21 protein-coding genes are annotated in these 25,862 nt (G+C 52.0%); 9 read left to right on the top strand and 12 right to left on the bottom strand.

All coding sequences use genetic code 11. The features are described from left to right. Window positions 1-14: 14 nt before the first annotated feature. From dnaN to nadA, 3 genes are all read right to left on the bottom strand, one after another. Complete coding sequence (gene dnaN, locus JRI95_03700; protein MBW2060650.1) at window positions 15-1,133, bottom strand: DNA polymerase III subunit beta; 1,119 nt, start codon at window positions 1,131-1,133, stop codon at window positions 15-17. 224 nt (window positions 1,134-1,357) lie between these two features. After that, entirely contained in the window at window positions 1,358-2,698 is a 1,341-nt protein-coding gene (dnaA, locus tag JRI95_03695; protein ID MBW2060649.1) for a chromosomal replication initiator protein DnaA, read from the bottom strand. Between the two features lie 288 nt (window positions 2,699-2,986). Then, window positions 2,987-3,901: a quinolinate synthase NadA gene (gene nadA / locus JRI95_03690; GenBank protein MBW2060648.1), complete on the bottom strand. Its 915-nt coding sequence runs from the start codon at window positions 3,899-3,901 to the stop codon at window positions 2,987-2,989. Window positions 3,902-4,101: 200 nt separating this feature from the next. On the opposite strand from nadA, the gene JRI95_03685 reads away from it, so the two are divergent. The 4 genes from JRI95_03685 (at window position 4,102) to JRI95_03670 (ending at window position 8,517) form a co-directional block, all read left to right on the top strand. Continuing rightward, a complete protein-coding gene (locus JRI95_03685) occupies window positions 4,102-4,311 on the top strand; it encodes a hypothetical protein (GenBank protein MBW2060647.1) in 210 nt (69 codons plus the stop codon). 80 nt (window positions 4,312-4,391) lie between these two features. Beyond that, window positions 4,392-6,314: an aconitate hydratase gene (locus JRI95_03680; GenBank protein MBW2060646.1), complete on the top strand. Its 1,923-nt coding sequence runs from the start codon at window positions 4,392-4,394 to the stop codon at window positions 6,312-6,314. Between the two features lie 25 nt (window positions 6,315-6,339). Beyond that, window positions 6,340-7,392, top strand: coding sequence for a CapA family protein (locus tag JRI95_03675; GenBank protein ID MBW2060645.1), 1,053 nt, complete (start codon window positions 6,340-6,342; stop codon window positions 7,390-7,392). A 42-nt stretch (window positions 7,393-7,434) separates the two neighbouring features. Next, window positions 7,435-8,517 carry an AI-2E family transporter gene (locus tag JRI95_03670; protein ID MBW2060644.1) on the top strand — a complete coding sequence of 361 codons (1,083 nt, stop codon included), beginning with the start codon at window positions 7,435-7,437 and terminating at the stop codon, window positions 8,515-8,517. A gap of 84 nt (window positions 8,518-8,601) precedes the next feature. Here JRI95_03670 and JRI95_03665 read toward each other — a convergent pair whose 3' ends face one another. The 7 genes from JRI95_03665 to JRI95_03635 form a co-directional block, all read right to left on the bottom strand. Beyond that, window positions 8,602-10,158, bottom strand: coding sequence for an AMP-binding protein (locus tag JRI95_03665; protein ID MBW2060643.1), 1,557 nt, complete (start codon window positions 10,156-10,158; stop codon window positions 8,602-8,604). 60 nt (window positions 10,159-10,218) lie between these two features. Continuing rightward, entirely contained in the window at window positions 10,219-11,139 is a 921-nt protein-coding gene (locus tag JRI95_03660; protein MBW2060642.1) for an SDR family NAD(P)-dependent oxidoreductase, read from the bottom strand. Window positions 11,140-11,319: 180 nt separating this feature from the next. Further along, window positions 11,320-12,984, bottom strand: a complete 1,665-nt coding sequence (locus JRI95_03655; GenBank protein ID MBW2060641.1) for an alpha/beta hydrolase — start codon at window positions 12,982-12,984, stop codon at window positions 11,320-11,322. A 129-nt stretch (window positions 12,985-13,113) separates the two neighbouring features. After that, entirely contained in the window at window positions 13,114-14,721 is a 1,608-nt protein-coding gene (locus JRI95_03650; GenBank protein MBW2060640.1) for an ABC transporter substrate-binding protein, read from the bottom strand. A 33-nt stretch (window positions 14,722-14,754) separates the two neighbouring features. Continuing rightward, the gene (locus tag JRI95_03645; protein ID MBW2060639.1) at window positions 14,755-15,663 is read right to left on the bottom strand and encodes an esterase; all 909 of its coding nucleotides are present in this window, start codon (window positions 15,661-15,663) and stop codon (window positions 14,755-14,757) included. Then, window positions 15,660-16,301, bottom strand: a complete 642-nt coding sequence (locus JRI95_03640) for a TetR/AcrR family transcriptional regulator (GenBank protein MBW2060638.1) — start codon at window positions 16,299-16,301, stop codon at window positions 15,660-15,662. Before JRI95_03640 ends, JRI95_03645 begins: the two co-directional genes overlap by 4 nt. A gap of 535 nt (window positions 16,302-16,836) precedes the next feature. Next, window positions 16,837-18,765: an alkaline phosphatase family protein gene (locus tag JRI95_03635; protein MBW2060637.1), complete on the bottom strand. Its 1,929-nt coding sequence runs from the start codon at window positions 18,763-18,765 to the stop codon at window positions 16,837-16,839. 446 nt (window positions 18,766-19,211) lie between these two features. Between JRI95_03635 and JRI95_03630 the strand changes: the two genes are divergently transcribed. Further along, window positions 19,212-20,717: an NAD(P)/FAD-dependent oxidoreductase gene (locus tag JRI95_03630; GenBank protein MBW2060636.1), complete on the top strand. Its 1,506-nt coding sequence runs from the start codon at window positions 19,212-19,214 to the stop codon at window positions 20,715-20,717. Between the two features lie 525 nt (window positions 20,718-21,242). On the opposite strand, the gene JRI95_03625 is transcribed toward JRI95_03630, so the two are convergent. Beyond that, on the bottom strand, window positions 21,243-21,605 hold the full coding sequence (locus JRI95_03625) for a nuclear transport factor 2 family protein (protein ID MBW2060635.1): 363 nt from the start codon (window positions 21,603-21,605) through the stop codon (window positions 21,243-21,245). Between the two features lie 303 nt (window positions 21,606-21,908). Next, a complete protein-coding gene (locus tag JRI95_03620) occupies window positions 21,909-22,268 on the bottom strand; it encodes a hypothetical protein (GenBank protein MBW2060634.1) in 360 nt (119 codons plus the stop codon). Window positions 22,269-22,530: 262 nt separating this feature from the next. Between JRI95_03620 and JRI95_03615 the strand changes: the two genes are divergently transcribed. The 4 genes from JRI95_03615 to recA are packed head-to-tail and all read left to right on the top strand — an operon-like array spanning window position 22,531 to window position 25,857. Next, a complete protein-coding gene (locus tag JRI95_03615; GenBank protein ID MBW2060633.1) occupies window positions 22,531-22,995 on the top strand; it encodes a phosphatidylglycerophosphatase A in 465 nt (154 codons plus the stop codon). Between the two features lie 5 nt (window positions 22,996-23,000). Then, entirely contained in the window at window positions 23,001-24,236 is a 1,236-nt protein-coding gene (locus tag JRI95_03610) for a competence/damage-inducible protein A (protein ID MBW2060632.1), read from the top strand. Then, entirely contained in the window at window positions 24,233-24,814 is a 582-nt protein-coding gene (gene thpR, locus JRI95_03605; protein ID MBW2060631.1) for an RNA 2',3'-cyclic phosphodiesterase, read from the top strand. Before JRI95_03610 ends, thpR begins: the two co-directional genes overlap by 4 nt. Beyond that, window positions 24,811-25,857, top strand: coding sequence for a recombinase RecA (recA, locus tag JRI95_03600; GenBank protein ID MBW2060630.1), 1,047 nt, complete (start codon window positions 24,811-24,813; stop codon window positions 25,855-25,857). The genes thpR and recA overlap by 4 nt, the downstream gene beginning before the upstream one ends. The last annotated feature ends 5 nt before the right edge of the window (window positions 25,858-25,862 follow it).

Genomic DNA, 25,862 nt, shown 5'->3' with positions numbered 1-25,862 from the left:
TTCCAACCTGTTAACTAAACCTTCATTGGCATAATGACGCCAATGAAACCTTTATCTTCATCCCCTTTAATCAAGCAGGGGCTTTTGGGACCATTAAAGGCCAAACTAACCACATCGCTCCTTAAAGTTGAAAGGGTTTCAATAAAATACCTGACATTAAAACCCATGGTTATTTCCTCTTCCTCATATTCTGCCAGAAGGTCTTCCTGAGCTTCGCCAAGGTCAGGATTTACAGCGGTCAGGGTAAGGTTTTTTGGCCTGACGATAAATTTCGTACCTTTATACCGTTCAGTAGACATTACGGAAATACGACGAAGAGCTTCTAAAAAGCCCGTTCGGCTCAAGGTCATAATTTTTACATTGTTTTTAGGAATAACCAGATTGTAATCCGGGAAACGGCCTTCCAGAAGCCTCATGACTAAAACGGCTTCGTCTTTTATCAATACTGCGCTGTTTGATGTAAAAGCCAGTTTGAGCTCCCCGCCTTCATCAGCCAGCTTCCTCATTTCCGCCAGTCCTTTACGAGAAATAATGACACCTTTTTCAAGTTCCAGGTTTTCAAGACCTTCCACCTTGCTATCCACCAGTGAAAGCCGATGCCCATCGGTAGAGGTAAAACGCAACGTATTTTTACTATGATCTATGATGTGTTCCACATAGACCCCGCCGAGGATATATCGAGTTTCCTCGGTGGTAACTGAATAAATGGTTTTATCAATCATATCTTTCAAAATTTCAGAATTAATCAATATAGATTTAATCTGTTCATAATCAGGCATGGGTGGAAAATCTTCTGCCGAGAGACCATGAAGCTGATAGTTTGATCGAGAACCGGTAATAGATAGATTAAAGCTGTCAGATTCCTTGAGGCTGAGGTTTTCATTACTCATTTCATGAATAATTTCATAAAGTTTTCTAGCCGGGACGGTTAACCGACCCGGGCTAACGATCTCAGCTTTATAAATTCCTTTGAAGCTGATTTCCAGATCTGTCGCAGTAATAGCGAATTTATCTTCTTCCACTTGCAGGAGGATATTTGAAAGGATGGGCATGGAGCTTCGCTTCTCGGCTATTGATTGTGTTCTGGAAACACCTTTTAAAAGCTCACCTTTTACGACCTTAAGTTCCAACATGTTTATATCCTCCTTTTATTATAAATATTAATTATTTTTAACATTTTAATAATATATTTAATAAGTTCTGTTTATTGTTAGTATTTCCTGTTTTATTAATAATATCGCTTGATTGTATTGAACGAACAACTTTTTACTGTTGACTTCTTCAACCGTTCGCAAAATAATAAATTAAAATAATTAAAGAAATGAAAGTTATCATCATTTTTTTAAACTGGTTTTCATCATATCTTGGTCCCGCTGCTGCGAATCGCCTGTTCCAGTTCATAGAGTAACTGCCCAAAGTCCTTATCTTTTTTTATGCGATTTTTTATCTTCTTGTCTGCATGAATAACCGTGGAATGATCTCGCCCGCCAACACGCCGTCCGATTTCAACCGTTGAAAGAGAGGTAAGCCTGCGCGCCAGATACATGGCGGCCTGACGCGGAATCGTTATTGCCTGGTGCTTTTTGTCTGATTTGAGTTCACTGATCTTTACATTAAAAAAGCCGGCGGTTAATCGCAGGATGTGATCCAAGGTAATCTGTTTTTTCTCGGATTCAATGAACTGGCCTAGAATTTTCTGGGCCAGTTCAAGGGTAATGGGCGCTTTGGTCATAGTGGGGTATGCTTTTAAGCGAGCGAGTTGCCCTTCCAGGATGCGGATACTAGACTCATTGTGTGAAGCAATATAAAGAGCTGCTTCTCGGCTTAGTTTCATTTTAGCTTCTTCTGCTTTTTTATGCAGAATTGCCACCTTTATTTCCTGATCCGGCGGTGAAATATCGGCAAAAAGCCCGCCTTCAAAACGGGAACGAAGCCTTTTTTCTAAATCAGGTATTTGTTTGGGGATCTTGTCGCTGGTAAACGCAAGCTGCTTGTCTGTTTCATAAAGGGCGTTGAATGTGTAGAAAAACTCCTCCTGTGACTTTTCGTTTCCTCCAATAAAGTGAATATCGTCAATAAGTAATGTATCAATATTACGATACTTCTGTCGAAACTGGTTCATTTGCTCCATGCGCATGGCCTCGATTAACTCATTGGTGAATTTTTCAGAACTCAAAAAGACCACGCGATGGTTTTTATCCTGATTTAACAGCATATTTCCAATAGCACAAAGGAGATGGGTTTTACCCAAACCCGTGCCGCCATATATAAAGAGAGGGTTATAAGAAGCGGTTCCCTTGGCTATGGCCAGAGAAGCCGCATGAGCCAGCTGGTTCGAACCGCCGACTACAAAGTTGGAAAAGGTATACTTTTTGTTTAAACCGGATTCCAATTTCAAAGATTCCCGTGGTTCAGGTTCAGGGATAACCTCAACACGCTGACCCGGTATATCTCGGGCGTCTTGTCTTTGAGAATAATTTATTTTTATTTCTCGACCGCTTAAATCGAAAAGAATACGCTTAAAATCAGAAAAATAGTTTTCATTTATCCACGTTTTAAAAAAGATATTAGGGACTTGAATGGTCAAGGAGTCTTCGGATGAGGATTGGAGTTTTACAGGTTTTATCCAGCGCTGAAATTCCCACGGTTCAAGCTGCTTCTTCAGTTGGGTCAGTGCCTGGTCAAATACTTCCTTCACTCGAAAAACGCCTCGAAAAAAATTAATTAAATTAACATGTTAACCAGTAATACTTTACCAGAAATTAAAAAATTAATCAACAAAAAAATGCCTTGAGATAATCTTTTATTTAACTGGGAGTTTTTAAAGAAAAGAAACCGTTTCCGGCCTGAGGCTGTGGTCGGTTGTCTCATTGACCCTCAATTTCAACACGGTCTGAAAAGGGCCTTTGAGGCCTTAAATTTGAGTCAGTTTTTTAAGTTTTTCGAGGACAGGGATCAGGCCGTTAACGACATACAATAACAAAAATTAATCGCGCGGCACCGCCAGCATGCGGTTGACCGCCTTGAGGGCGCGGCGGCGAATCTCTTCCGGAACCTTGATAACGGGGTTCATGGTAGCCAAGGCCTCGACGATATCCTCAAGCCTGGTCAGCTTCATATCAGGACAAAGCATGGCGCGGGAGGCCTGGTAGAACTGCTTGTCCGGATTTTGTCTTCGAAGCTGGTACAGCAGTCCGTTTTCCGTGGCAACGATGAACTTCTGGCCGTGATTTTCCCCACAAAAGCTGATCATGCCAGACGTGGAACGAACAGCGTCGGCCAGGTCCAGGACTTCAGGGCGACATTCAGGGTGCGCTACCACCAAGGCCTCGGGCCACCGGGCTTTGGCGCGAAGAATCTGGTCCGCGCCAAGCCGGTCGTGGATGTTGCAGCAGCCGTTCCAGAGTAAGATTTCCTTTTTAACGTGGCGCTGTGCATACTGGCCCAGGTTTCGGTCCGGCGTCATCAACACGCGGTCCCCCGGGAGTGAATTGATGACAGCAATGGCGTTAGCCGAAGTGCAGCAGATGTCGCTTACAGCCTTGACCGTCGCGGTCGTATTGACATAGGTCACCACAGGCACGCCGGGAAGTTCTGCCTTGCGTATCCTCAAGGCTGGAGCCGTGATCATGTCCGCCATGGGACACCCCGCGTCCAATCGCGGCAGGAGAACCGTCTTGTCCGGGCAGATAATGGAGGCGGTTTCGGCCATGAAGTGCACCCCGCAAAAGACGATTACGTCTGCATCTGTTTCGGCGGCCTGGATGGAGAGTCCCAGGGAGTCTCCCGTAAGGTCGGCTATTTCCTGTATTTCTGCGCGCTGATAGTTATGGGCCAGAAGGATGGCCTGGCGCCTTTTTAATAATTCTCGGACCCTGGCTTGCAGCTCTTTGATCTTCATAATAATTTTCTTCAAGGCTAAAATTAAAATATTACATTAGAAATGTAATCCAGGCCATGGAGGATGTCAACTTATCCAGGGAATCTTTATTTTACAAAGAGGGTTCCCCTAGAAAGCTTGACCCATGGCCGGAGAGTTGTTAGAACAAAACAGAGGCCTGATCATAAGGCAACTTTTATACTCAGCGATGAGTGGAGACCATGGCGGATTACTGCACCAGGCATCCGGACCGCGAGGCGGTTATCACCTGCTTTAAGATGAACTTTGGCTACTGTCAAGAGTGTCTGGATAGCTGTGAGGCCTGCACCGAGCCCTGCGGATACTGCAAAAATCGCACCGGGTGTGTTATCTGGGAACTCTGCCGCAAAAGTGAAAAAGCCCGCAGACTGCGTGAGGCCTGTGAAGAATAGGCCTGAGTTATTAAGGAGAGCAACGGTTTAGTTTAGGGCTAATTCTTGGTTTTTCCTTAACCGGCGGCTCAGAGGCGGACATGGGCAAGACCTTGGCTGAAAAATTACTGAACATGCACTTGGTTGAAGGCCAACCCAAGAAGGGGACTGAAATTGGCATCAGGATAGACCAGACCCTGACCCAAGACGCAACCGGGACCATGGTTTACCTGGCCTTTGAATCCATAGGCCTGGCACGGGTCAAGACTGAACTCTCCATCAGCTACGTGGATCACAATCTTCTCCAGACCGATTTTAAGAATTCTGACGATCATATCTTTCTTCAATCTGCGGCCAGAAAATTCGGGGTTTACTTTTCCCGGCCGGGCAACGGTATCTGCCACCAGGTCCATCTGGAGCGTTTTGGCCGCCCGGGCAAGTCCCTGCTCGGTTCAGACAGTCACACCCCTACCATCGGCGGGCTGGGGTCCCTGGCCATCGGGGCTGGAGGCCTGGATGTGGCTGCGGCCATGGCCGGCCATCCTTTTTATCTAACCTACCCTCAAGTCCTGGGGGTCTGTCTGAAAGGCAGGTTGTCTGACTGGGTTTCAGGCCGGGATATCATCCTTGAGCTTCTGCGCCGGCTGACGGTCAAGGGGGGGCGAGGATACATCGTCGAATTTTTTGGTTCAGGGGTCATGTCCCTCGAAGTCCCTGATCGGGCTACCGTGGCGAACCTGGGTACCGAACTGGGAGCGACAACTACGGTCTGGCCCAGCGATGAAAAGACGCGTCTTTTTCTTCGCGCTCAGGGCCGGGAGGGGGATTATCTTCCGCTGTCGGCCGACCGGGATGCGGGCTACGACCAGGTAATTACGCTGGATCTTGACAGCCTCGAACCCATGATCGCCTGCCCTAGCTCGCCGGACAACGTGGTTTCGGTCAAGGCGGTGGCCGGTCGAGATGTATCTCAGGTTCTGCTCGGCTCCTGCGCCAACTCGTCGTATCGTGACTTGATGTCAGCCGCCATGATTCTTGAAGGCCGAACGGTCCATGAAAATGTCAGCTTCGAGGTCAATCCCGGGAGTCGTCAGGTCCTTGAAAACATCACTTCAAGCGGCGGCCTGCTGAAGCTCATCCAGGCTGGCGCCCGCATTCAGCAGCCCGGCTGTCTGGGATGCATCGGGGTTGGGCAGGCTCCGGCCAGCGGGGTCATATCTCTGCGAACCTTTACCCGCAACTTCCCGGGTCGAAGCGGAACCAGAGACGACCAGGTTTACCTTTGTTCGCCGGAAACCGCGGCGGCCGCGGCCTTGACCGGCCGGATCACCGATCCGCGCGACCTGGGCGACTACCCGAAGGTTGTTGTCCCGGAAAAATTCATCATCAATGATCGAAACATTTTTCCGTTGCTTGAAGATACTACAGGCGTTGAGGTTCTTCGGGGTCCCAACATTAAATCATTTCCTCAATTCAGTGAGATGCCCGCCCGGCTTGAGGGCTGCGTCATCCTCAAGGTGAAAGACAACATCACCACGGATGATATCATGCCAGCTGGCAGCGAGATTCTGCCTTGGCGCAGTAACATTCCGGCCATGAGCCGTTTTGTCTTCCAGGGCCTTTCACCGGATTTTGCCCGGCGGGCCGAAGCAAACGGGATGGTTGCGGTCGTGGGCGGGGAAAACTACGGTCAAGGCTCCTCACGGGAACACGCGGCCCTGGCGCCTCGCTACCTGGGCGTGGCCGTCAAGCTCGCCAAGAGCTTCGCGCGCATTCACAAGGCAAACCTGATAAATTATGGCATCCTCCCCCTGACCTTTATGCGGTCTGACGATTATAACCTGATCGCTGAAGGTGACGTCCTGATCATCGAAGATATCCGGGAGATGGTCCTGAGCGGCGCCGTGGAGATACCGGTTAAAGTCAGAGGCAGAGAAATTGCGACCAGCCTTGACGCTTCTGTACGCCAGCGCCGTATTCTGGCCGCAGGCGGGTTGCTCAACCTGATGCGCCAGGAAACTTGAAGCCCTTGGTAAAGGGCCTTGTGACATGATATTTCTCAAACATATCGGCCTCAGCGAGATGACCGGGTTTGGCGGGTTGTTCCTGGTGTTGGCCGTCCTCCTTCTGGCTTCGTCCGCCCAGGCCAATGACGTGATCAGGGTTGCGGCTGTGGGTGACGTAATGATGGGCAGTGAGGGCCGGCTTCCGGAGGATGGAGGTGTCAGCCTTTTTTTGGCGTGTCAGGCGTTTTTAAAGCCTAGCGATGTAGTTTTTTTTAATTATGAAGGCACGTTAAGCGATGCAGGCCGCACGAAAAAGGACTCGACGACCGGGTTAAGCTTCGCCTTTAGAACCCCGCCGGGCTATGCCCGTTTCCTGGCTCAAGCTGGATTCAACATGGCCTCGATCGCCAATAATCATATCAATGACTTCGGGCCGGAAGGCAAAAAAATGACCATTAAGACCCTGCAACGGCATTGCATCGTCTTTTCAGGTCCGCCCGGGGTGACGGCCAGTATCACGGTTCGAGGAGTCAGGGTGGTCATGGTTGCTTTTGCGCCGTATCTTCACAGCCACTACCTCATAGACGTCCAGAGGGCCAAAAGGATTGTGGCCGATCTGGCCCGGGAAAACGATATTGTCATCGTCTCGATGCACGCCGGGGCAGAGGGGGGCGAGGCGGTCAGGACCCCGCGGCAGATGGAGTTTTTTCACGGGGAGAAGCGGGGGGAGGTGGTGAAGTTTGCCCGGGCCGTGGTTGACGCCGGCGCGGACCTGGTTCTGGGCCACGGCCCTCATGTGCCGCGAGCGATGGAGGTTTACAAGAAGCGGCTTATCGCTTACTCCCTGGGTAATTTCTGCACCATGATGAGGTTTAATGTTTCTGGAGCGGCCGGTTACGCCCCGCTGCTTCTGGCTGAACTCGACCTGACCGGACGTCTGACTGACGGTCGTATTGTTTCTTTTATCCAGGTCTATGGACACCCCCCCAGGCTGGACCCCTTAAGTCAGGCCGCCAGGCTGATTCATAGACTGGGCCGACTGGATTTTCCCGAGTCCAACGCCGTGGACGCGGAAGGGTGTTTGATCGTGCCTTGATTACAATTGCGCCCGAATAATTTTTTGTGTTATGCTAATTCTATGGAAATTGATCTCCAGAAATTTATCAGTATCAACAAGCGGGTCATCATCTGGACGACCTTCTTTGTGCTGCTCTTTCTGCTCCGGAGACTCTTCGGCCTGCTCTTTCTGACCTTCATCCTCGGCTTTATTTTTTTCAACATTACTCATTGGCTTGAATCCAAGACCCGACTGAACCGCCGCCTCCTGATTGTAGTGACTTATGTCGTGTTTCTGTTCATTATAACGACCTTGGCTGTATATATTGTTCCCAAACTGGGCTCTGAGTCCAAGCTCTTTATCCAGCAGATTCCGGAAACCATAGATAACTTTCAGCGCTATCTGGACCGGCTGGCCACGCAGCAGGAGCGCTTAGCCCCCGTTTTTAACAGGATCAAGGAGAGTCTGACCTTTGAGGCCCTGGTTGGGTACAATCAGGAGGCGATCCTTGCCACTGTCGTCAAGTTTTTCAACTCGGCCACCACGTTTTTCTCTTACTTCCTGGTGGGTATTATTTTCAGCTTCCTGGTCCTTTTTGACTATCCCGTGCTGCGGGAGCGGGCCAGGTCCTTACAGGAGACCAGGCTGCGGGACATTTACATTGAAACCGTGGAGAGCGTGATTCAGTTTGCCTTGGTGGTAGGTGAGGTCTTTCAGGCCCAGATCCTCATTGCCTGTATAAACACAGGTCTGACCGCCCTGGGGCTCTACATCCTTGATATCCACCCGATTATCGTGCTGTCTGTCATCGTCTTTTTTGCGGGGCTGGTACCGGTTCTAGGGACCTTTATCTCCTCGGTTCCCATCTTCCTCCTGGCCTTTAACAGCGGGGGAATCAAGCTGGTATTCTATGCCTTGACAATGATCTTCATCATTCATCTCATTGAGGCCTATATCCTCAACCCGCGGATTGTCTCCGCCGTGCTGCGGATCAACCCGGTGTTGACCTTGATCATCCTTTATATCGGCGGCAGCCTCTTCGGCCTCTGGGGCGTCTTCCTCGGCGTGCCCGTGGCCGTCTTTATATTCCGGCACGCCATTCAAAGACCGACTCCACCAGCCCCGCGGGAAGAAGCCCTGGAAGCCGAAGCCGCTTCTGAATGAAGGCCTAAAAAAACCCTTTCCCAGCGGTTTCTAGCCGTGACTAGGGCCTGGCATTAACCAGAGAGTATTGGACCGAAAATTACTTCACTCCTTCCAGTACGGCTCGCGGAGCTGCCTTTTGAGCACCTTGCCTAAGGCGTTCCTGGGAAATTCATTCCGAAACTCAACCAGAGTTAATCTCTGATACTTGGCTAACTGCTTGTTGGCCCATTCCTTGATCTCGTCTTCTGAGGCGGTCGCGCCTTGCTTGCCAATGATCAGGGCCACAGGCGACTCGCCCCACTTCTCATGGGGGGTGGCGATAACAGCCACGTCCATAACGTCAGGATGTTTGGCTATAATCTCCTCGATATCACTGGCAAAGATATTTATGCCGCCAGAGACGATCATGTCCTTTTTCCGGTCGAGGATGTAAAGAAAGCCGTTTTCATCTATGCGCCCCACATCGCCGGTCTTGAGAAAGGTTCGGCCGTGCTCATCTTTCCAGATGCACTCTGCGGTTTTTTCCGGCTGCTTGTAATAGCCGCGCATGAGCCCGGTTTGATATCCCACGATCTCTCCGACTTCACCCCAGGGGAGTTCCTGGTCATTTTGATCAATGATGCGCATATCGCCGCCTGTTAAGGGCTTGCCGACTGAGCCTGTTTTGCCTTCCATCTCCTCTGGGTTCAGGACAGTGCCAAACCCTTCGGTCAAGCCGTAAAGTTCGGCGAGACGGCTCCCGAACTTCTGGATGATCTCGCGCTTGGTATTCTCCCTCAAAGGAGCTGCGGCCGAGATCATCATCTCCATAGAGCTCAAATCATACTTCTCAAAATCCGGGTGGGCCATGATAACGATAAACTGTGTCGGCACCATAAAGGTGTGCGTGCACCTCTCTTTTTGGACCAGCTCCATGAAGAGCTTGGGGTCAAAGGAAGGCATGATAACCACCGTGCCGCCCAACAAAAGGGTGGGCAGCAGCGTCATCCAGGTGCCGTTGGTATACAGCGGCGTGGTGAGGATAGTCCTAGCATATGAATGAATCCTGAAGCCAAGACCCAGGCCCATTGCAAAAAGATACCGGCAGTGATTAGTGTGCACGATGCCTTTGGGCACGCCGGTGGTCCCGGAACTGTAAACGATGTTGAAGTCATCGTCAGGTTTGGTCTCAATGCCCGGCTCCTCGTCCGAGCACTCATTGATCCACTGGGTATAATCGTTCCACCCGTCTGCCTCAAAGCCCAGGGAAAAGAAGCCGTTTTCCTCAACGCCCTTCAGTTGATCCTTGACCGGACTGATAACGGCGTTCAGGAGCCCTGACTCGACGAACAGGGCGCGGGAATCAGAATCATTGACCATCATGGCCAGCACATCCCCGGGCACCATTGATGAAAGCGGAACCACGGTGCCGCCGGCCTTGACCACGCCGTAAATGGTTTGAAGCGCCTCGATGCTGTTCAGCATGTAGACGCCAACCTTGTCTCCCTTCTTGATACCCAGCCTGATCAGCCCGTTGGCCACCTTGCTGACCTGCCGGTTAAATTCCAGATAGGTCAGCCTTTTGTCTCCGCAAACGACCGCGATCCTGTCGGGCTGCCATTTCGCCAGACTGGCCAGAGAGTCGGTCAGGCCGATAAAGGGAGCGTCAAACTTTTCCATGATTATCTCTCCCGGGTTAAGTGTCCATGAAAAAGGCGATAAACTCCTGCACGATGTTGATTAATCTTCAAGCTCAGGGTTTAAAGGGCCTAGCGCAGCTAAAAAGGCCTCGCTGCTGTTGGTGAAGGGTCTGGCCTTCTCCATGTTGGTGATATCTTGATAGCGCTCAGCGAGCATTTCGGGTGTTACGTCCTGGAACGGATCAAACCTGACCCCTTGGCTTTCAACCATCTGGGCCTTGGCAAAGTAGCCCAGGCCGGCGATAATAATGTCGCCTGAGGCGGTGCATTGTTCACTCGAGAGAAAGGCGGCCGCGGCGGCCACCAGCTCCGGTCTCAAATATTTTAAAACCTCCTCAGGGAAGATACCGAGGCCCAGCCGGCTGTAGGCCCAGGGAACTATGGTATTGATGCAGATGTTATATCTTTGCCCTTCCTCTTTCAGGGTGTTCATAAAGCCTACCAGGCCCAATTTTGCGGTACTGTAGTTGGTCTGCCCGAAGTTGCCATATAAACCCGCGGCCGATGCGGTCATGATGATCCGGCCATAGTCCTTTTCTCTCATGACGGGGAAGGCGGCTTTGGTGACATAGATCGAACCGAGGAGATGAATCTTGAGCACAAATTCAAAATCTTCGAGTGACATCTTGAAAAAAGTCTTGTCTCGCAGGATTCCGGCGCAGTTGATCAGGATATCCACGGTCCCAAAGTGATCGAGTGCGGTCTGGACGATGGCCTCGGCCTCGTGGGGGTCGGCCACGCTGTTGAAACTCACGACCGCTTCTCCTCCCGCGGCCTTAATCTCGTCCACGACTTTCTGGGCAGGCGCCTCGGACCCGTCGCCCTTTCCGTCGGTGGAGCCGCCGAGGTCGTTGACCACGACTTTTGCCCCCCGGGAACCCAGCAGCAGGGCGTGCGCCTTGCCGACGCCCCGGCCCCCGCCGGTGATGATGGCCACTCTATTGTCAAAACGAATATTCATGATTATACCTTCCATTCTTTACGGCCTGGTTAAAGACGCATGTGCATGATAATTATGGAAACCTTACTTATGACTTGACCAGGCCGGACTGACAGGGAAGCATCGTCAAGGCAAAGGCAAAGAGGATCGCCAGGGTAAAATACAGTGAATTTTTATGACTTCGTCTCAAGGCAGCCTCCCTCACTGGATGAAATTGTTGGTCTTTAAAAAATCGAGTAGCTTTGCGGCAAACAATTCCGGGGCCTCCCATGGCGGACAGTGAGCCGCGCCGGGCATCTCTTCAAAGCGGGCCCCAGGGATGCGTTTGGCCATGGCCCGGCCTATCTCTATATCAATGGCCTCGTCAATGGTTCCGTGCACGACTAGGGCCGGGACCCTGATCTCGCCCACTCGCCCTGACAGGTCTTCGCGCTGGCAGATGGTCCGGCCAAGGTTGGCGATTCCAGGCAGATCGTACTTGGCCACCTCATTGGCCCAGGTTCCGACCCAGGCCGGTTCTTTTTTCAGAAAATTCTTGCCCATGAGAAAGTCTGCCACCTGCGGGGCGAGGTCAGCGCTCCAGGCTGCGGCGACGGTGTCCACCGCCTGCAGAAATTCTTCAGATTTTTCGGTTTCCCAGGCCTGGTCCTGGGTGTCAACCAGGACGATCCCCTTGACTTTCTCAGGATATTTCAGGGTGAAGGCCAGGGTGAGCATCCCGCCCATGGAATGCCCGGCCAGCACGAACTTTTTAATATTCATGGCCTCTAACGTGCCGATGAGCCAGTCAACCCACTGCTCCATGGTGAAGTCATAATCCGGCGCGGTGGATTTGCCATGTCCCGGCTGCCACAGGGCCAGGCAGCGCATCTTGCCTTTAAGGGCGGCCATGGCGTGGGCCCACATCTGGGGCGACATGAGCCAGCCGTGCAGGAACACGAGGGCCTCATGGCTGGCATTCTCCAGGGCGTCCACCCGCTTTTTATTTTGGATGATGGTGACCGTATTTTTTTCTGAGAGTTTGGCCAGCGGCGGGTTTCCCTTGGCCACGGCCCGGATGAATTTCCCGGCGGCGGCCATGAATTTATCCGGGGCTTCGGACAGGACCATGGACCCGCCGCCCGGGATAAGGGCCATTTCCGAGGTCTTGATCTTGGTCTGGAGTCTTCTGACGTGCGCCAGCAGGGGAAAGGCTTCAAAGGCCGGCGCGACCAGAAGCGTGGGCACGTTTATGGCGGCCAGCTCTTCATCGCTGGCCACCTGCTGCCGGATGGCCTTGATCCACTTCAGGACACGCTGGGTGTCCAGCCGGCCTCGGTCCGCCTTGAGGCGGGCGTCCACCAGGGCCTGGATGCGGTCGAAATGTTCTTCGGTATAACCCGGTGTATGCTGGGACAGCAGCCAGAAGTAAGTATAGAGCTCGAGGTCGCCGTGATCCAGAATGACCTTGAGTATCTCACTCGATTTTTCGAGCGGTCTTCTTTCCTCAGGGAGATCCACCGCACCCATGAGGATGGCGGAAAGAATATGATCCGGAAAATCAACCAGGCACCTCAGCGCCACCTGGGCCCCGCCGGTCCACCCAAAGATGTGAAACTTATCATACCCTAGCCCCTGGGTGACTTTAATCACGTTTCCGCCCACATGCTTGAAAAGCTCGCTCGTGGAATCGAATTTATCCAGGGCCGGCGCGGGCAGGTCAATACTGGCCACGGTGAAATACTCGGTCAGAAAGGGCCAGACCTTGTCCCAGAGTCCCATGCCGCCTGCCGCCATTCGAATCAGCGCCATGAGCGGCTTATCAGGGCTTTCGGTGATGTAGACCTTGTGTTTTTCAACCGTCCGTTGTTCCTTTGCAATAGTCACGATCAGAACCTCCTGCCAGGTGTTTTTTTTATCAAGAACTCAGCGCCCCCGTCGGGGATTCAAGGGCTGTCATCCATAAGGGTCAAGTAGATTTGCCTTGAGTCGTGATAGACCTCAGCCATGATGCGGTTATTTCTTTTTCCTCAGAAACGGAAGAGAAAAGCTATTGACGCACGGGTGATGCTCATATTCCCAGTCGGCTCGGAGGGCCTTCATGACAACGCCTTCCCATAGGGGAACGAACCAGGCGTCTTCCCAGATTATTCGGGTGACCTTGTGAATGAGTTCAGCCCTCTTTTGCTCATCGAACTCCTGTTCCTGCCTGTCAATTAAGGCCTCCACCCTTTGGTCGGGCGGATGGAGGCTGAAGGTGCCTTTGCCTTTGAGGTAGACCTTGTTAAAGCCGCTGGTTGTATCGTAGCCGCGGCCCCCGATCCAGATGACCATGCCTTCCAATTTTTTTCTGAATAAGGCGCGCATAACCACGGGCAGGGTGGTGATCTGATAATCAACCTTCACCCCGATGTCCCGCCAGTACTGGGTCATGGCGTCCTGAAAGGGCGGACGGTCCGCCAGGACGTACATCTTTGCGGTGAAGCCCTTGGGATATCCGGCCTCGGCCAAAAGCCTTTTAGCCTTTTCAGGATCGTAGCTGTAAAAGGGAACGTCGGGGTTGTACCCGATCGAGCCTCGGCCTACCAGGGTGGTCCTGTATTCGCGACCCGTACCGTAGCTCTTGATAAGAGTGTCAACATCAAGGGCGTAGTTCAAGGCCCGCCGCACCCGGACGTCGTAAAAGGGGTTGGACCGGCCTGTTTTTTCGTCTTTTGGTTTCAGCCAATTCATCATGACGTAGGAAGGGGTATTCTGTATGGTATAGAAAACATTGATGCCCGGTTTTTTTTCGAGGTCCCTGATGATGTCGTAAGATAGGTTTTGGACGCCGTCAACTTCACCGGCTATGAGCGCCGCGACCGCGGTCTGGGACTGAGGGAAGATGCGGTAAACGACCTTTTTAATCTCGGCCGCCTTCAGGGTGCCAGGGATGGCCTTCACGTTCCAGTAGTCCTCATTGGCCACAAAAGAAATGTATTCCGCAGGCTTTCGCTCTTTAAATATAAAAGGCCCGGTACCTATGGGCTTCTTGCCAAAGGCCTTGTCACCGACCGTCTCAACATATTGCTTGGGTACGATATAGACGCTGCCGCTGATGACCAGGGACAGAAGAGAGACCTCTGGTTTTTTGGTATGAATGATTACGGTGTAGTCAGAAGGTGTTTCAACCCTGTCTATCATTCGCCTGAAATTGGCTTTAGCCGCCCCGGGAAATTTGCGGTTGATTTTGCCCATCTGCCGGTAAAAGGAGAACTGTACATCGGCTGCGGTCAAAGGCTGCCCGTTATGGAATTTGACATCCTGGCGCAGATTAAATTTCCATGCCCTAGGGCTCAACATTTCCCAGGATTCAGCCAGGTTTGGCAACGGCCGCCAGTTAATGGCGCTGGGGTGCACCAGGCCCTGTGACAGGTAGAATAGCACAAAACCGGTCGCTCCCCGGCCGGCCCGGCTGGGGTCCAGGGTGGTGATGTCGCTCCTGATGGCGCACCTGAAGGTATCACCGGAATTGCCAGCCGCAGACGCGGCCGAAGCCGCCGGAATGAAGCCCAGGAGCAGCGCGAAAAAAAGAATGATCCCAATACTTGAAAACGCGCCCGTTTTATTGATCCTGCTAATCATGAGAATCTCCCTCCTTTATTGGTCTGGGGATGGTTAAGTTTTCATGGTTGTTTTCAATGAAAACTTTTCCTTTAAAGGGTCTAATAATTTGTGAAGCTCTTCTAGGGCAGGGTCAGACGATGGAGGCGGATTGACGACCCTGGCTAAAAACTCAAGCCCTTCGGTAAAACGCGGGCCAAGAGTCCGGCCGAGGTGGTCGGCCCCCCGCACCAGATGATACTCGTGCGGGATCTCATGATCCCATAAAATGCGGTGCAAGAACTCCGTACCCCTGTATAGGTAGAAGTAGTCTTCATCCCCGCACTCCAGGTAGATGGCAAGGTTTGAGGATTTAATCTTTTCGGCATTGCTTGCTGCGATATTGGCCGGGTTGTTGGCGGCCCAGTATTCCTCATCAACGGGTCTCCCAAAGATGGTCTCAAACATCTCGTCCGAACGCCAGAACCGGTCCTGAACCTGGATGTCCTTGAAGGCCAGTATCGGTTCGATGCCCGGTTCGAGTGCGGCCAGACCCCCAAAGAGGTCGGGATATTTAAGTCCCAGGCGCAGCGCTCCCATGCCGCCCATGGAAACCCCAAGAATTAAGGTCCCCTGCCGATCAGACCGGGCCTTATAATCCTGGCGCAAATGATCCAGAAAAGGGCTGATGATAAACTGTTCCCATTTCTGCGACCCGTCTCTAAAGTCCATGTACATGGAGCGGGTTACGCTCGGTGTTACAACGACCATTTTAGGCAGGCGATTTTGATTCCAGAGCCGTTCGATGAGAGGTTGCATCAGGGTCAGAAAACTCCGGTCGCCCCTGCCGCCGTGGAGGAAAAAAAGGAGCGGAAAATCTTCTTCTGACTCCTCGTAACCCTCTGGCAGGAGGACAGCGTACTTGACCGGACTTGGAACAATGTTACTGTTAAGTTCAGATTCGATCAGACGGCTAGCGGTCATGTTTCACTCCTTCCTGAAGCATGGTCAGGATTGGAAATCGCCCTCCAGACCATTTCGAAAAGCAGGCTGGCCTGGGCGGCCAGACTTTCTTTTTGCCCGCGGTACATCCACATGGTAAAGGTGCGGGCTACCATGGCATGCATGACATCAAGCAAAACGAGGGTGGGTACTCCTGGGTCCAGCACGCCTTTTTGCTGGCCTTCTCTCAGAACCCGGAGCAGTATTTCTGTCATTCTTTCTTGCTTGTAGGTTTCATCCGTCATCCATGTTTTTAGCGGGACGGTCATCATGATAATCTTGCCAACATCCGGATTTTTTTCATAGAATTCGAGCTGAACCCAGAAGATCTTTCTTAGTTTTTCCTTGATATCCTCGAGGCCCTGGAGGTGGTCTATCATGCGCTCGATCAATTCGCTCAGCCATTCATCAATAAAGGAGAAGAGAAGGTTTTCCTTGCTCTGGTAGTACTTATAGATTGTTCCAAAGCTGACCCCGGCCTTTTTAGCGATGGCGCGCATATTAGCCTGGTGGAAGTCGCCGGTGGAGAAGGTTTCAAGCACGGCCTTTTCCAGTTTTTTTTGAATCTCCGGGCTGGGCTGGCCGAACGCATCTAGAACTTTATTCAAGGTCGTCTCCATATATAATTATCGTAATTAATTTTTTATTAATAATTAAGGACGATCGGATTTTAAACAATTGCAATAACATTGTTACTCTTAACGCGCCGTGTTTCATCTGTCAAGATAATAATGAACGTTTATCTGCCTCAAACCCTTCCCTTTTATCAGTCGCTTTTCCGGTTATCAGGCTTCAAAGCAGTTAAAACACTTGCCTCAAATAACAGCCTGATGCTAAGGTGATAGCTACGAAAGGGGACTGAGTATTGGTCTTAGACCCTGTCCTTGATTTTTCCTGACACATCTTAAGTTAATAACACTCGGCTTGGCGGACGCATCTCTTGCGAAAAGGAGAAAGCCGGGAAATGCCTGTTGAATCACTGATCATCATCTTCATTTTTATCGCTCATTCAAACAACGATCTATCTTAAAAGGAAAATATATATAGTAATCGCTCTAAGCTCAACCTAGTCCCATTAGAGAGAGAACGCTGCATAAAAAAAAGCCCCGCCTGGAGGGGCGGGGCGCTTCACTGCAATCAATATACTTTAACTAGTTACGCTTTATACCGGAAATTCGGGTTTTCAAAGGTCTGGTAAAGAACTGCGCCTTCGGCCTGCTCGGGCAGCGGCCAGTTCATGATGTAACAAAGGGTCGGGACCAGGTCCGTGATCCAGGCGGTGCGCTGGAGGCGGTCTCCCTTTTTAATTCCCGGGCCGTGCAGACAAAGCAGTCCTTTTAACGAGCCAACCCCCCATTCACCCGTAGGCAGAATCGGGCCGTGCTGGCCCCCGAACCAGGGATTAATCGCATAGACAACGTCCCCGATGTTGTCACCGTAAAGACCGATAATGCGCGCGTCCTTTTTGGTGAGAGCGAGAGCCACCGGGCGCTTGCCGGTTTCAGGGTCCACGTATGTGAGCAGGGCGTCAATAATCTGCTGCTGCACTTCCTCGTAATCCTCAGGTTCGACAATGCCACCGGGATTGCGCCCCTTGAGGTTGACATAAACATAGCAGGACCGTTGAGCAATAGCTTTGGACTCCTCGACCACAATAGTCTGGCGCCCGGCCTTGGCTAACTTCATGCCGAATTGACGCCCGAACGCCGGCAGTTCCGCCGCGACCTCGGTATCCTGACCGGCCTCGATATTCACTTTGGCTAACCCTGCGGAAACAAGCGCCTGTTGGGGGTTCAGCGTTGGGCCATCCGGTGTGGCGCCATGGTCGGACACCAAAACGACCAGAGTGTCCGGGCCCGCGGCTTCTATGATTCTGGCAATCAACCTATCCTGGCTCTGGTAGATTCTAAGATGCGCTTTCCAGGCCTGATCGTACAGCGCTTTATCCTTGGTTAATTCGGCATCCAATTGCGTTATGGTGACATGGTATAGCCAGTCCGGCGGATGGGAGTGCATGTAAAAAAGGTCCCATTCGTGGTCTTTTAGTAAGGTGGTCACGGCATCGCCGTTGAATTGATCATGAAACTCGTTTATTTCAGTATAGGTTTCCAGGTCAATCCAGCCGAGAAGAAGCTGCGGCAGGCCGCCGGAATGCCCGAAGACGCCTTCTCCGAACACAAGTTCCTTGGCGATCTCAGCCGGCGCGGTCCACCCTTCTGTAGCGCAGAAGTCACTTAAAAGAAGCCGGAAATCCTCCGCATCATCGGAAAACTCCATGAGCTTGCACCGGAAGAAGGCCTCCTTCTCCGATCCATCCGGCATTTTAAACCGAGTCATGATTTTGGGGCTCCACTCCCCGACCTTCAGAGTGCAAAAGGCGTCGTTATAATCCTTGGTCGGGGACAGGGTGATCCGATCATATTCATCGTCCTCATTCTGCTGCGCCAGAACATACCAGGTTGTAGCGGCTGGTTTTTTAATGGCCGCGGGGAAAGTAAGCGGGGCCTCCATGTCCAGCGGGTCTTCGCCCACATCAGGCATGTTTTCCCAACCCTCCGCATTCTGGAACTGTCCGCGGATGCTGAACGGATACAGCCCGGTGGTAATTAGCTGGCTGCCGCACAGGGTGCAGTGCGAATTCAGCCGTGGCAACCCAATACGGGTTTCTCCTATGGATAATCCTGAGCCGCCCACCATGATCCCGTTTTTTAGCTTGGACGGCCAAGCGCCGGGATAGTTATAGACGACACATTTCTTTCCAATTTTATCCAGGGCGTTCCAGATCGTTTCCGCTTTAACACGCTCACTGCTGAAAGATTCCAGCGGAACCTGGTTCAGCGGTTCATCCGGGTTTTGATAGTGGAAATCCGTGACGCCGTGAGTCCCGGCCCAGGCGCCAGTGGCAATAGTCGCCCAGTTGGGCGGGGTAATGGTTGGAAAGGGAACAAGGCAATTGTCGGCTAGTACGCCTCCATCAATGAGCTTTTTAAAAGTTGGCAGGTAACCTTCAGAAATATGCTTTTCAATTAGATGTGGCAAAGCACAATCCAGACCAATAACCGCTATTTTTTTCGGTAGATTCATTAAACTCTCCTTCTAATTAAATGTTTCCGTTTTAAAGTCCGTCCGTGTCGCTGGTTCATTCTTCCAAAAGCATGGAGAAAAATCAATTTAATGTCAAATAAATAATGGGCTAGCCCGGGTTTATTAAGATGGTCTGGCTTGTCTATACAAAAAAGTTATTTTAGGTTCTTCTCCAAAAGAGTTGGTAAGTTTGTTAGAAAAAAAGCATCGTGTTAAAATATAATTTATTATAATACAAATTATTTATCTGACTAAATCCATTTGAAGGGTATTTTTGCCAGCGCCCCGTCCGTCTCCGGCGGTGCACCTCCGACGAGCTAAATGATGTAAAAAATCTATCTACTAAACCTAATTACCATCAACTAATTTGGAGAAGACCCTAAATCTTAAGCTAACAGCATTCAGCTTGACGAGCGCATCTCATGCGAAAAGGAAAAAGCCAGGAAATGCCTGTTGAATCACTGATCATCATCGGCGCCGGGCTGGCCGGTCTGTCCGCGGGCTGCTATGCCCGCATGAACGGGTATCGTTCTCATATCTTCGAACATCACTCCAAGCCCGGAGGCGTGGCCGCAGCCTGGAAACGCAAGGGCTTTCTCATTGACGGCGGCATCCACTTCCTGATGGGTCACAGGTCGGGACAGCCAACTTACGAACTTTACCGCGAGCTGGGAACTATCCAGACCAACAACTTCCTTGACCTCACTACTTATATCCGCTTCATTGATGAGGCCGGTGAGCAGAGCCTGGACATCACACCGGACCTTGACCGCCTGGCCGCCGAATTAAGAGATTTTTCCGAACCCGACGCTGCCTTCATTTCCGATCTGATCTCCGGGGTCCGTGCCATGCAGGGCCGGGACATGACCATGGCGGCCCTTAATAAGCCGCCTGAACTGACAGGCCTCTGGGACCGGGTCAGGTTTATGTGGGGGTTGCGCGGCCTGCTTAAGTACTACCGGGGAAAGTATGTGCGATCCATGGCTGAATACGTTCAGGAGGTCAAAGACCCCTGGCTGCGCTGGGTTCTGGTGAACATGTTCCTGCCCGAGGTGCCGGTCTGGTTCGTGCTTATGATCTGGGGGCTGTTGGCTGACAGGCAGCTTGGCTTGTTGGAAAACGGCTCTCTCGGCTTTGTGCAGGCCATTGAAAAGCGCTACCAGGACCTGGGCGGGCAGGTGACCTACAAGGCCAAAGTTGAAGAAATCCTTGTCCAAAACGATCGAGCTGTCGGGGTGCGGCTGGCCGACGGCCGCGAGCACCGGGCTGATGTGGTGGTCTCTGCCGCTGATGGCTATGGAACCATCTTCAAGATGCTTGGCGGCCGCTATCAGGATGATACCATCAGGGCCAGGTTTTCAAACTGGAAACTCATGCGTCCCATGGTGATGGTCAGTTTCGGGATAGCCCGTGAATTTTCAGATGAACCGTGGTTGAGCCTCATCAAGCTGAAACAGCCGATCAAGCTAGGGTCTCAAGCCGTTAATGAAATCATCATCCGTATCTTCAACTACAGCCCGAGCTTCGCTCCTCCGGGCAAGACCGTGGTCCAGGTTTCATTTGAAGCCCAGTGGGAGTATTGGAATGAGTTGGTCAAGGATCGCCCGCGATATGATGCGGAAAAGCAGCGCCTGACGACCGAGACCCTTGAGCGCCTGGAGAGGCGATATCCCGGGATTTCGAGCCTGGTGGAGGTGACCGATGTGGCTACGCCCTACACCACCTGGCGCTATACCTTGAACTACAAAGGCGCTTATGAGGGCTGGCTGCCAACGGTGGAGGCGATCAATACCACCGTGCCGCGGACACTGCCCGGGCTGGCCGATTTCTACATGGCCGGGCAGTGGGTCATGCCCGGCGGCGGCGTCCCGCCGTGCATTATTTCAGGACGGCACGTCATCCAGATCCTCTGCCATCGAGACAAAAAGCCGTTTGTAACCAGTGTCCCCTGAGACCCACCTTCATAATCCCGCACCGAGCTGTCAGGCCATTTGTAGGTCAGGGTGCGAAGCTCCCTGACAAAATTTGAGAATAAGCAAGTTACGGACACCATCCTTCAATATCATGTCTAAGGTAGTTCTCAAAAATATATTCCTTTCTGGATTCCCGCTTTCGCGGGAATGACAGTGGATGTTGTTGTCATTCCTGCGCAAGCAGGAAACCAGGTTCTGAAACCAGGAAGCCAAAAGGAACATAATTATGACAATCGCTATAAATCGGTATTGTAGGGGCGGGGTTTATCCCCGCCCGTATATTTCTGGTCTTTCATATGTCAATAAAGGCCAGGACTAATATAAACATGCTTTTAAACAACGGGTCATTTATAATAGAGCAATTGTCAAAAATATATTCCGTTCGTTCTAGAATAGCTATAAAAAATGTCAGGGAGCCTCGCGCCGCGAGCCACCCTGACCTACAAGACTGATTATAAATGAAACGCGGCAGTTGCCGCATAATTCAGGATAAGATGTCTGAGCCTACCATTCCACGTCCCTGACCCAACCGGGGAACCAGGTCTCTACAAGCTTGCCCTTTTCGAGGCGAAAAATCTGGACCCAATGCATAAGGTTCTTTTCCATTTTCATGGTGCCCACTACCGCAACCTTGTCCTGGTCTGCAATCAGATCATATTTAGCTTCATATGGCGGGAATCTTTCACTCAGCTTGGTCAGCTCTTCAGCGTATTGATCATTCGTAACCACCCGGGTCCCATCTGGCTCGTGTCTGGTATACTCAGGGCCGGCTAACTCGGGCATGAGCTCCTTGAACTTCCTTTTCTGCCACATCTCATCATACCAGCGTGTTAAGACCGCTTTATTTTGCTCTTCAACTGACATCATTTCACCTCTTTTCTGCTATCCATAATTTAAAAAACCTTACCGGACAACAGGATGCTCATCATCTCTTTATGGCCGATTCGAGCCCTTAAAATCCCAGTTTCAACACAATGAAAAGTAAAACAGCATTAAAATAGAAAGTCAATTAAAATGTTGCTGGCTTGTTAATAGTAAAGGCAGATATTTTTTCTAGGACGAAAAGGATGAGCAAAATTTACTTTTTTGTTAAGTTTTGGGGAAGTTCAGGGGGGAGCTTTTTTCAAAAAGTTCCCCCCTGAAAATAAAAAGACTAATCCTTATAAATCATCACCAGAGCCGGATGATTCTTTTTCCGTCCCGCATTTCGCCTCTGATTAGTTCCAGATGCCGGAGCGGGGCGATTTCTCTTTGCAGGTCGGCTGGTTTTATCTTGAGCTTTTGGATGATGTATCCTGGTTCAGCCCCGCCGGTTTGTTTCAGGATTTCGAGGACTTTGGTCTGAGTTTCATTCAGTTCCGGGCCTGAGCCTTCTTCGGATTTAAAGGTCCTGGCGCGGTGGACCGCCCAGGGATCGCAGGCTCTGGACGGGGAGAGGGCGTCCATGTAACAGTCTTCGCACAGGGTCTGGCCGTAGAGTTCTCTTTCTTCGCCTTCCTCGATTTCACACTTACATCTTTCACATTGCATGTCCAGACTTCTCTCCTTATATTTCATCCGCCCATGGCTGATTCAGGCTTTTATTTTTTGAAAACAGATATGAGCGGTTAATACAGCTTTATCATGGCAGATTCTATCGGTCGGCCTTGACAAGGTCAAGGAATAAATATAGGTTAAAAATCGTCCAGAACCATGCGGAGAGTGTCGCTGTGGCCGGGTGACAACTTCATTTTGGGGCAGGTAAAAGGATCCAGGCATCGCTTCCGGTTTAAACAGTTTTTCAAGTAATAAGCTGGTAACTTTCCTGGCTTCGGCAGCCTATTTAGGATATGCCCCGGTGGCGTCGGGGACATTTGGCACCCTGGCCGGGATACCCCTGTTTCTGGGCCTGAGCCAGCTTCCTTTTTGGGCCTACCTGGCGGCCCTGGCAGCTGTAATTATTTTAGCCGTTTATCTGGCTGCCCGAGCCGAAGGGATTTATGGCCAGAGGGATGACGGCCGGATCGTCATAGACGAGGTGGCCGGTTATCTGGTAACCATGGTCGGGGTCGGACCGAGTTTGGGCGGTATAATTCTCGGATTCATCCTGTTTCGGGCCTTTGACATCTTAAAACCCTGGCCCGCAAGGCTCATTGATCGGAAATGGCGCGGCGGGCTGGGGCTTGTGCTGGACGATGTGGCCGCCGGGGTATATGCTTGTGCGGTTCTGCACGTTTTGATCTTTTTTTGGCCTGCCTTGGGCGGGTCGAGCTGGTAAGGAGTATGCGGGGAGAGATTATCACCATCGGGGATGAGCTTGTTTCCGGGCGGGTTCGCGATTTCAACGCCCACTACTTGTCCTCACGGCTTTCTTCCCTGGGTATTGTTGTTACTGCTATCTCCACGGTCGGAGACAACCAGGAAGGCATCATCGAAGTCCTGGACCGGGCTGTCAAGCGTTCGGAATTCGTGCTCGTCTGCGGCGGCCTCGGCCCCACGGAGGACGACATCACGGCTGAAGTTGCGGCGCGATTCCTCGATTGCCCGCTGGTCCTGGATGAAGATTCGCTTAAATACCTCAAGCGTTCGCTGAACCAGCATGGCCTGCCTTGGGTGGATGCCTATGAGAAGCTGGCTTATGTTCCCGAGGGGGCGCGGCTGATTGACCCTCAGGCTCAGGCCTGCGGTTTTTACAGCCACTTAAACGAGATTCCTATTTTTTTTCTGCCCGGCGTTCCCGAGGAAGTTCGTTACCTGGCCGACGCCAAGGTCCTGCCTCTGCTGGTCAGCTATGATAAAAACCGCGCCGTGGTTCGGCAGCGAACCCTGAAGGTCTTTGGCCTTCAGGAGGCCCGTATCGGGGAACTGCTGGAAGGTCTGGCCGGGCAGGATAAAGGGGTGCTGATCGGATTCTACCCCAACTTTCCAGAAAATCACGTCACCATTACGGTGCGGAGAAATACGGTCGGAGAGGCAGAAAAGGCTCTCCTTGAAGTGGAAAAAGAGGCCGAGGCCAGGCTCGAACCCTATATCGTGGCCAGGGATTCGGCCTCGATCGAGGATTCCCTTGGACGGTTGCTCCGGGAAAAGGGCTTGCGTCTGGCCGTGGCGGAGTCATGCAGCGGCGGTTTGATCAGTCACCGCATCACGTCGGTTTCAGGCAGTTCGGATTACTTCGAGCGCGCGGTCGTGGTTTACAGTAATGACTCCAAGATCGAGTTGCTTAATGTTCCGGCTGATATGATTAAGGCCCATGGTGCGGTGAGCCCCGAAACGGCAGCTAGCATGGCTCAGGGCATCCGGTCCGTCAGCCGGACCGACCTGGGCCTGGCTACAACCGGTATCGCCGGTCCTGCGGGCGGCACGGAAGATAAACCCGTGGGCACCGTTTTCATCGCCCTGGCTGATGCGAAAGGCGTTGAGGTGGATAGTTTCCGGTTTTCCGGGACTAGGGAACAGATTAAAATCCTAACCGCTCAAGCGGCCCTGAATCGGGTGCTCCTTTATCTTCAGAGATGATACGTTCTTTTGTTGCCATTGCCTTGCCCGAGGATTTCAAGGAGGAGATCGGGTGTCTGCAGGATGACCTGAAAAAGGTCAGGGCTGATGTCAAATGGGTTCGCCCCCAGGCGGTGCACCTGACGCTGAAGTTTTTAGGCCAGCTGGCCGAGGAGATCATAGACCCCCTGGCCGAGGCTGTGTCTCGGGTGGTGGGGACATACCCCGCCCTGCATTTAACGCTTGCCAGGACAGGGGTTTTCCCGAGTCGGCGTCGTCCGCGTGTAGCCTGGGTGGGTTTGGACGGCGACCTGGACGCCCTGGCCTCTTTACAGAAGGAGATTGAGGCACAGGCGGCTGAGTTTGGGTTTGCCAAAGAAAAACGACCTTTTAATCCGCACTTGACCCTGGGGCGCATACGTTCAAACCAAAACAGGGAAGAACTTCTTTACGCGCTGGACCGCCTTGAGCCAAGACCTTTGGCCTTTACTGCCAGGGAGGTGGTCCTGTTTAGAAGCGATCTCAAACCTTCTGGAGCGATTTATACGCCTTTAAGGCGGTTGCCTTTAGAGGAGAAACCCATGGAGGAGGAGTCATGACTAATATGCCGGACAAGGACCGGGCCATATCAATGGCCATTTCCCAAATCGAAAAGGAGTTCGGTAAGGGATCTATCATGAAATTAGGGGACATGACCAAGCTTCAGGATATTGCTGTCACTCCAACCGGCTCCCTGGCGCTGGACGTGGCCCTGGGCGTAGGCGGTATCCCAGCCGGGCGGGTGGTGGAGATCTACGGCCCTGAAGCCTCGGGCAAGACGACCCTGGCCCTGCATTTTATTGCTGAGATGCAAAAAAAGGATGGAGTGGCCGCCTTTATAGACGCTGAGCATGCCTTGGACATAAACTATGCCCGCGCCCTGGGCGTCCAGACCGACGATTTACTCATCTCCCAACCCGACACCGGGGAGCAGGCTTTGGAAATCACCGATATCCTGGTGCGCAGCGGGGCGGTGTCCATCCTGGTCATTGACTCCGTGGCCGCCCTGGTTCCCCGGGCTGAGATTGAAGGCGAGATGGGCGACACCCATGTCGGACTCCAGGCTCGGCTCATGTCTCAGGCCATGCGCAAGCTATCTTCAAACATCTCGAAATCCGCGGCCTCGGTTATTTTCATCAATCAGACACGCATGCGGATCGGGATCATGTATGGCAACCCGGAAACAACAACCGGTGGCACCGCCCTGAAGTTTTACGCCACTATGCGCCTGGATATTCGCCGCATCGCGGCTCTCAAGGAAGGTCAGGATGTCATTGGCAACCGGACCAGGGTCAAGGTCGTCAAGAACAAGCTGGCGCCGCCCTTCCGTGAGGCTGAATTTGATATAGTTTACGGCCGCGGAATATCAAAAGAAGGAGAGCTGATTGATCTGGGAGTCGAGGTCGGGATTGTCGAGAAAAGTGGCTCCTGGTACGCCTATAGTCAGGACCGCATCGGGCAGGGCCGGGAGAACGCGCGGCGGTTCTTGATTGAAAATCCTGAGATCGCGAACGATATCGCCACCAAGATTCGCGGGGCCTACGGGCTTATAGAACTGGAGGAGGACGCTGAAAAGACTGAAGAGAAAACGCCCGCCGCTTAGGGTGA

The organism is Deltaproteobacteria bacterium (assembly GCA_019308995.1).
In the GTDB taxonomy this organism is placed as follows: domain Bacteria; phylum Desulfobacterota; class Desulfarculia; order Adiutricales; family JAFDHD01; genus JAFDHD01.
This window is presented reverse-complemented; position numbering and strand designations above follow the sequence as displayed.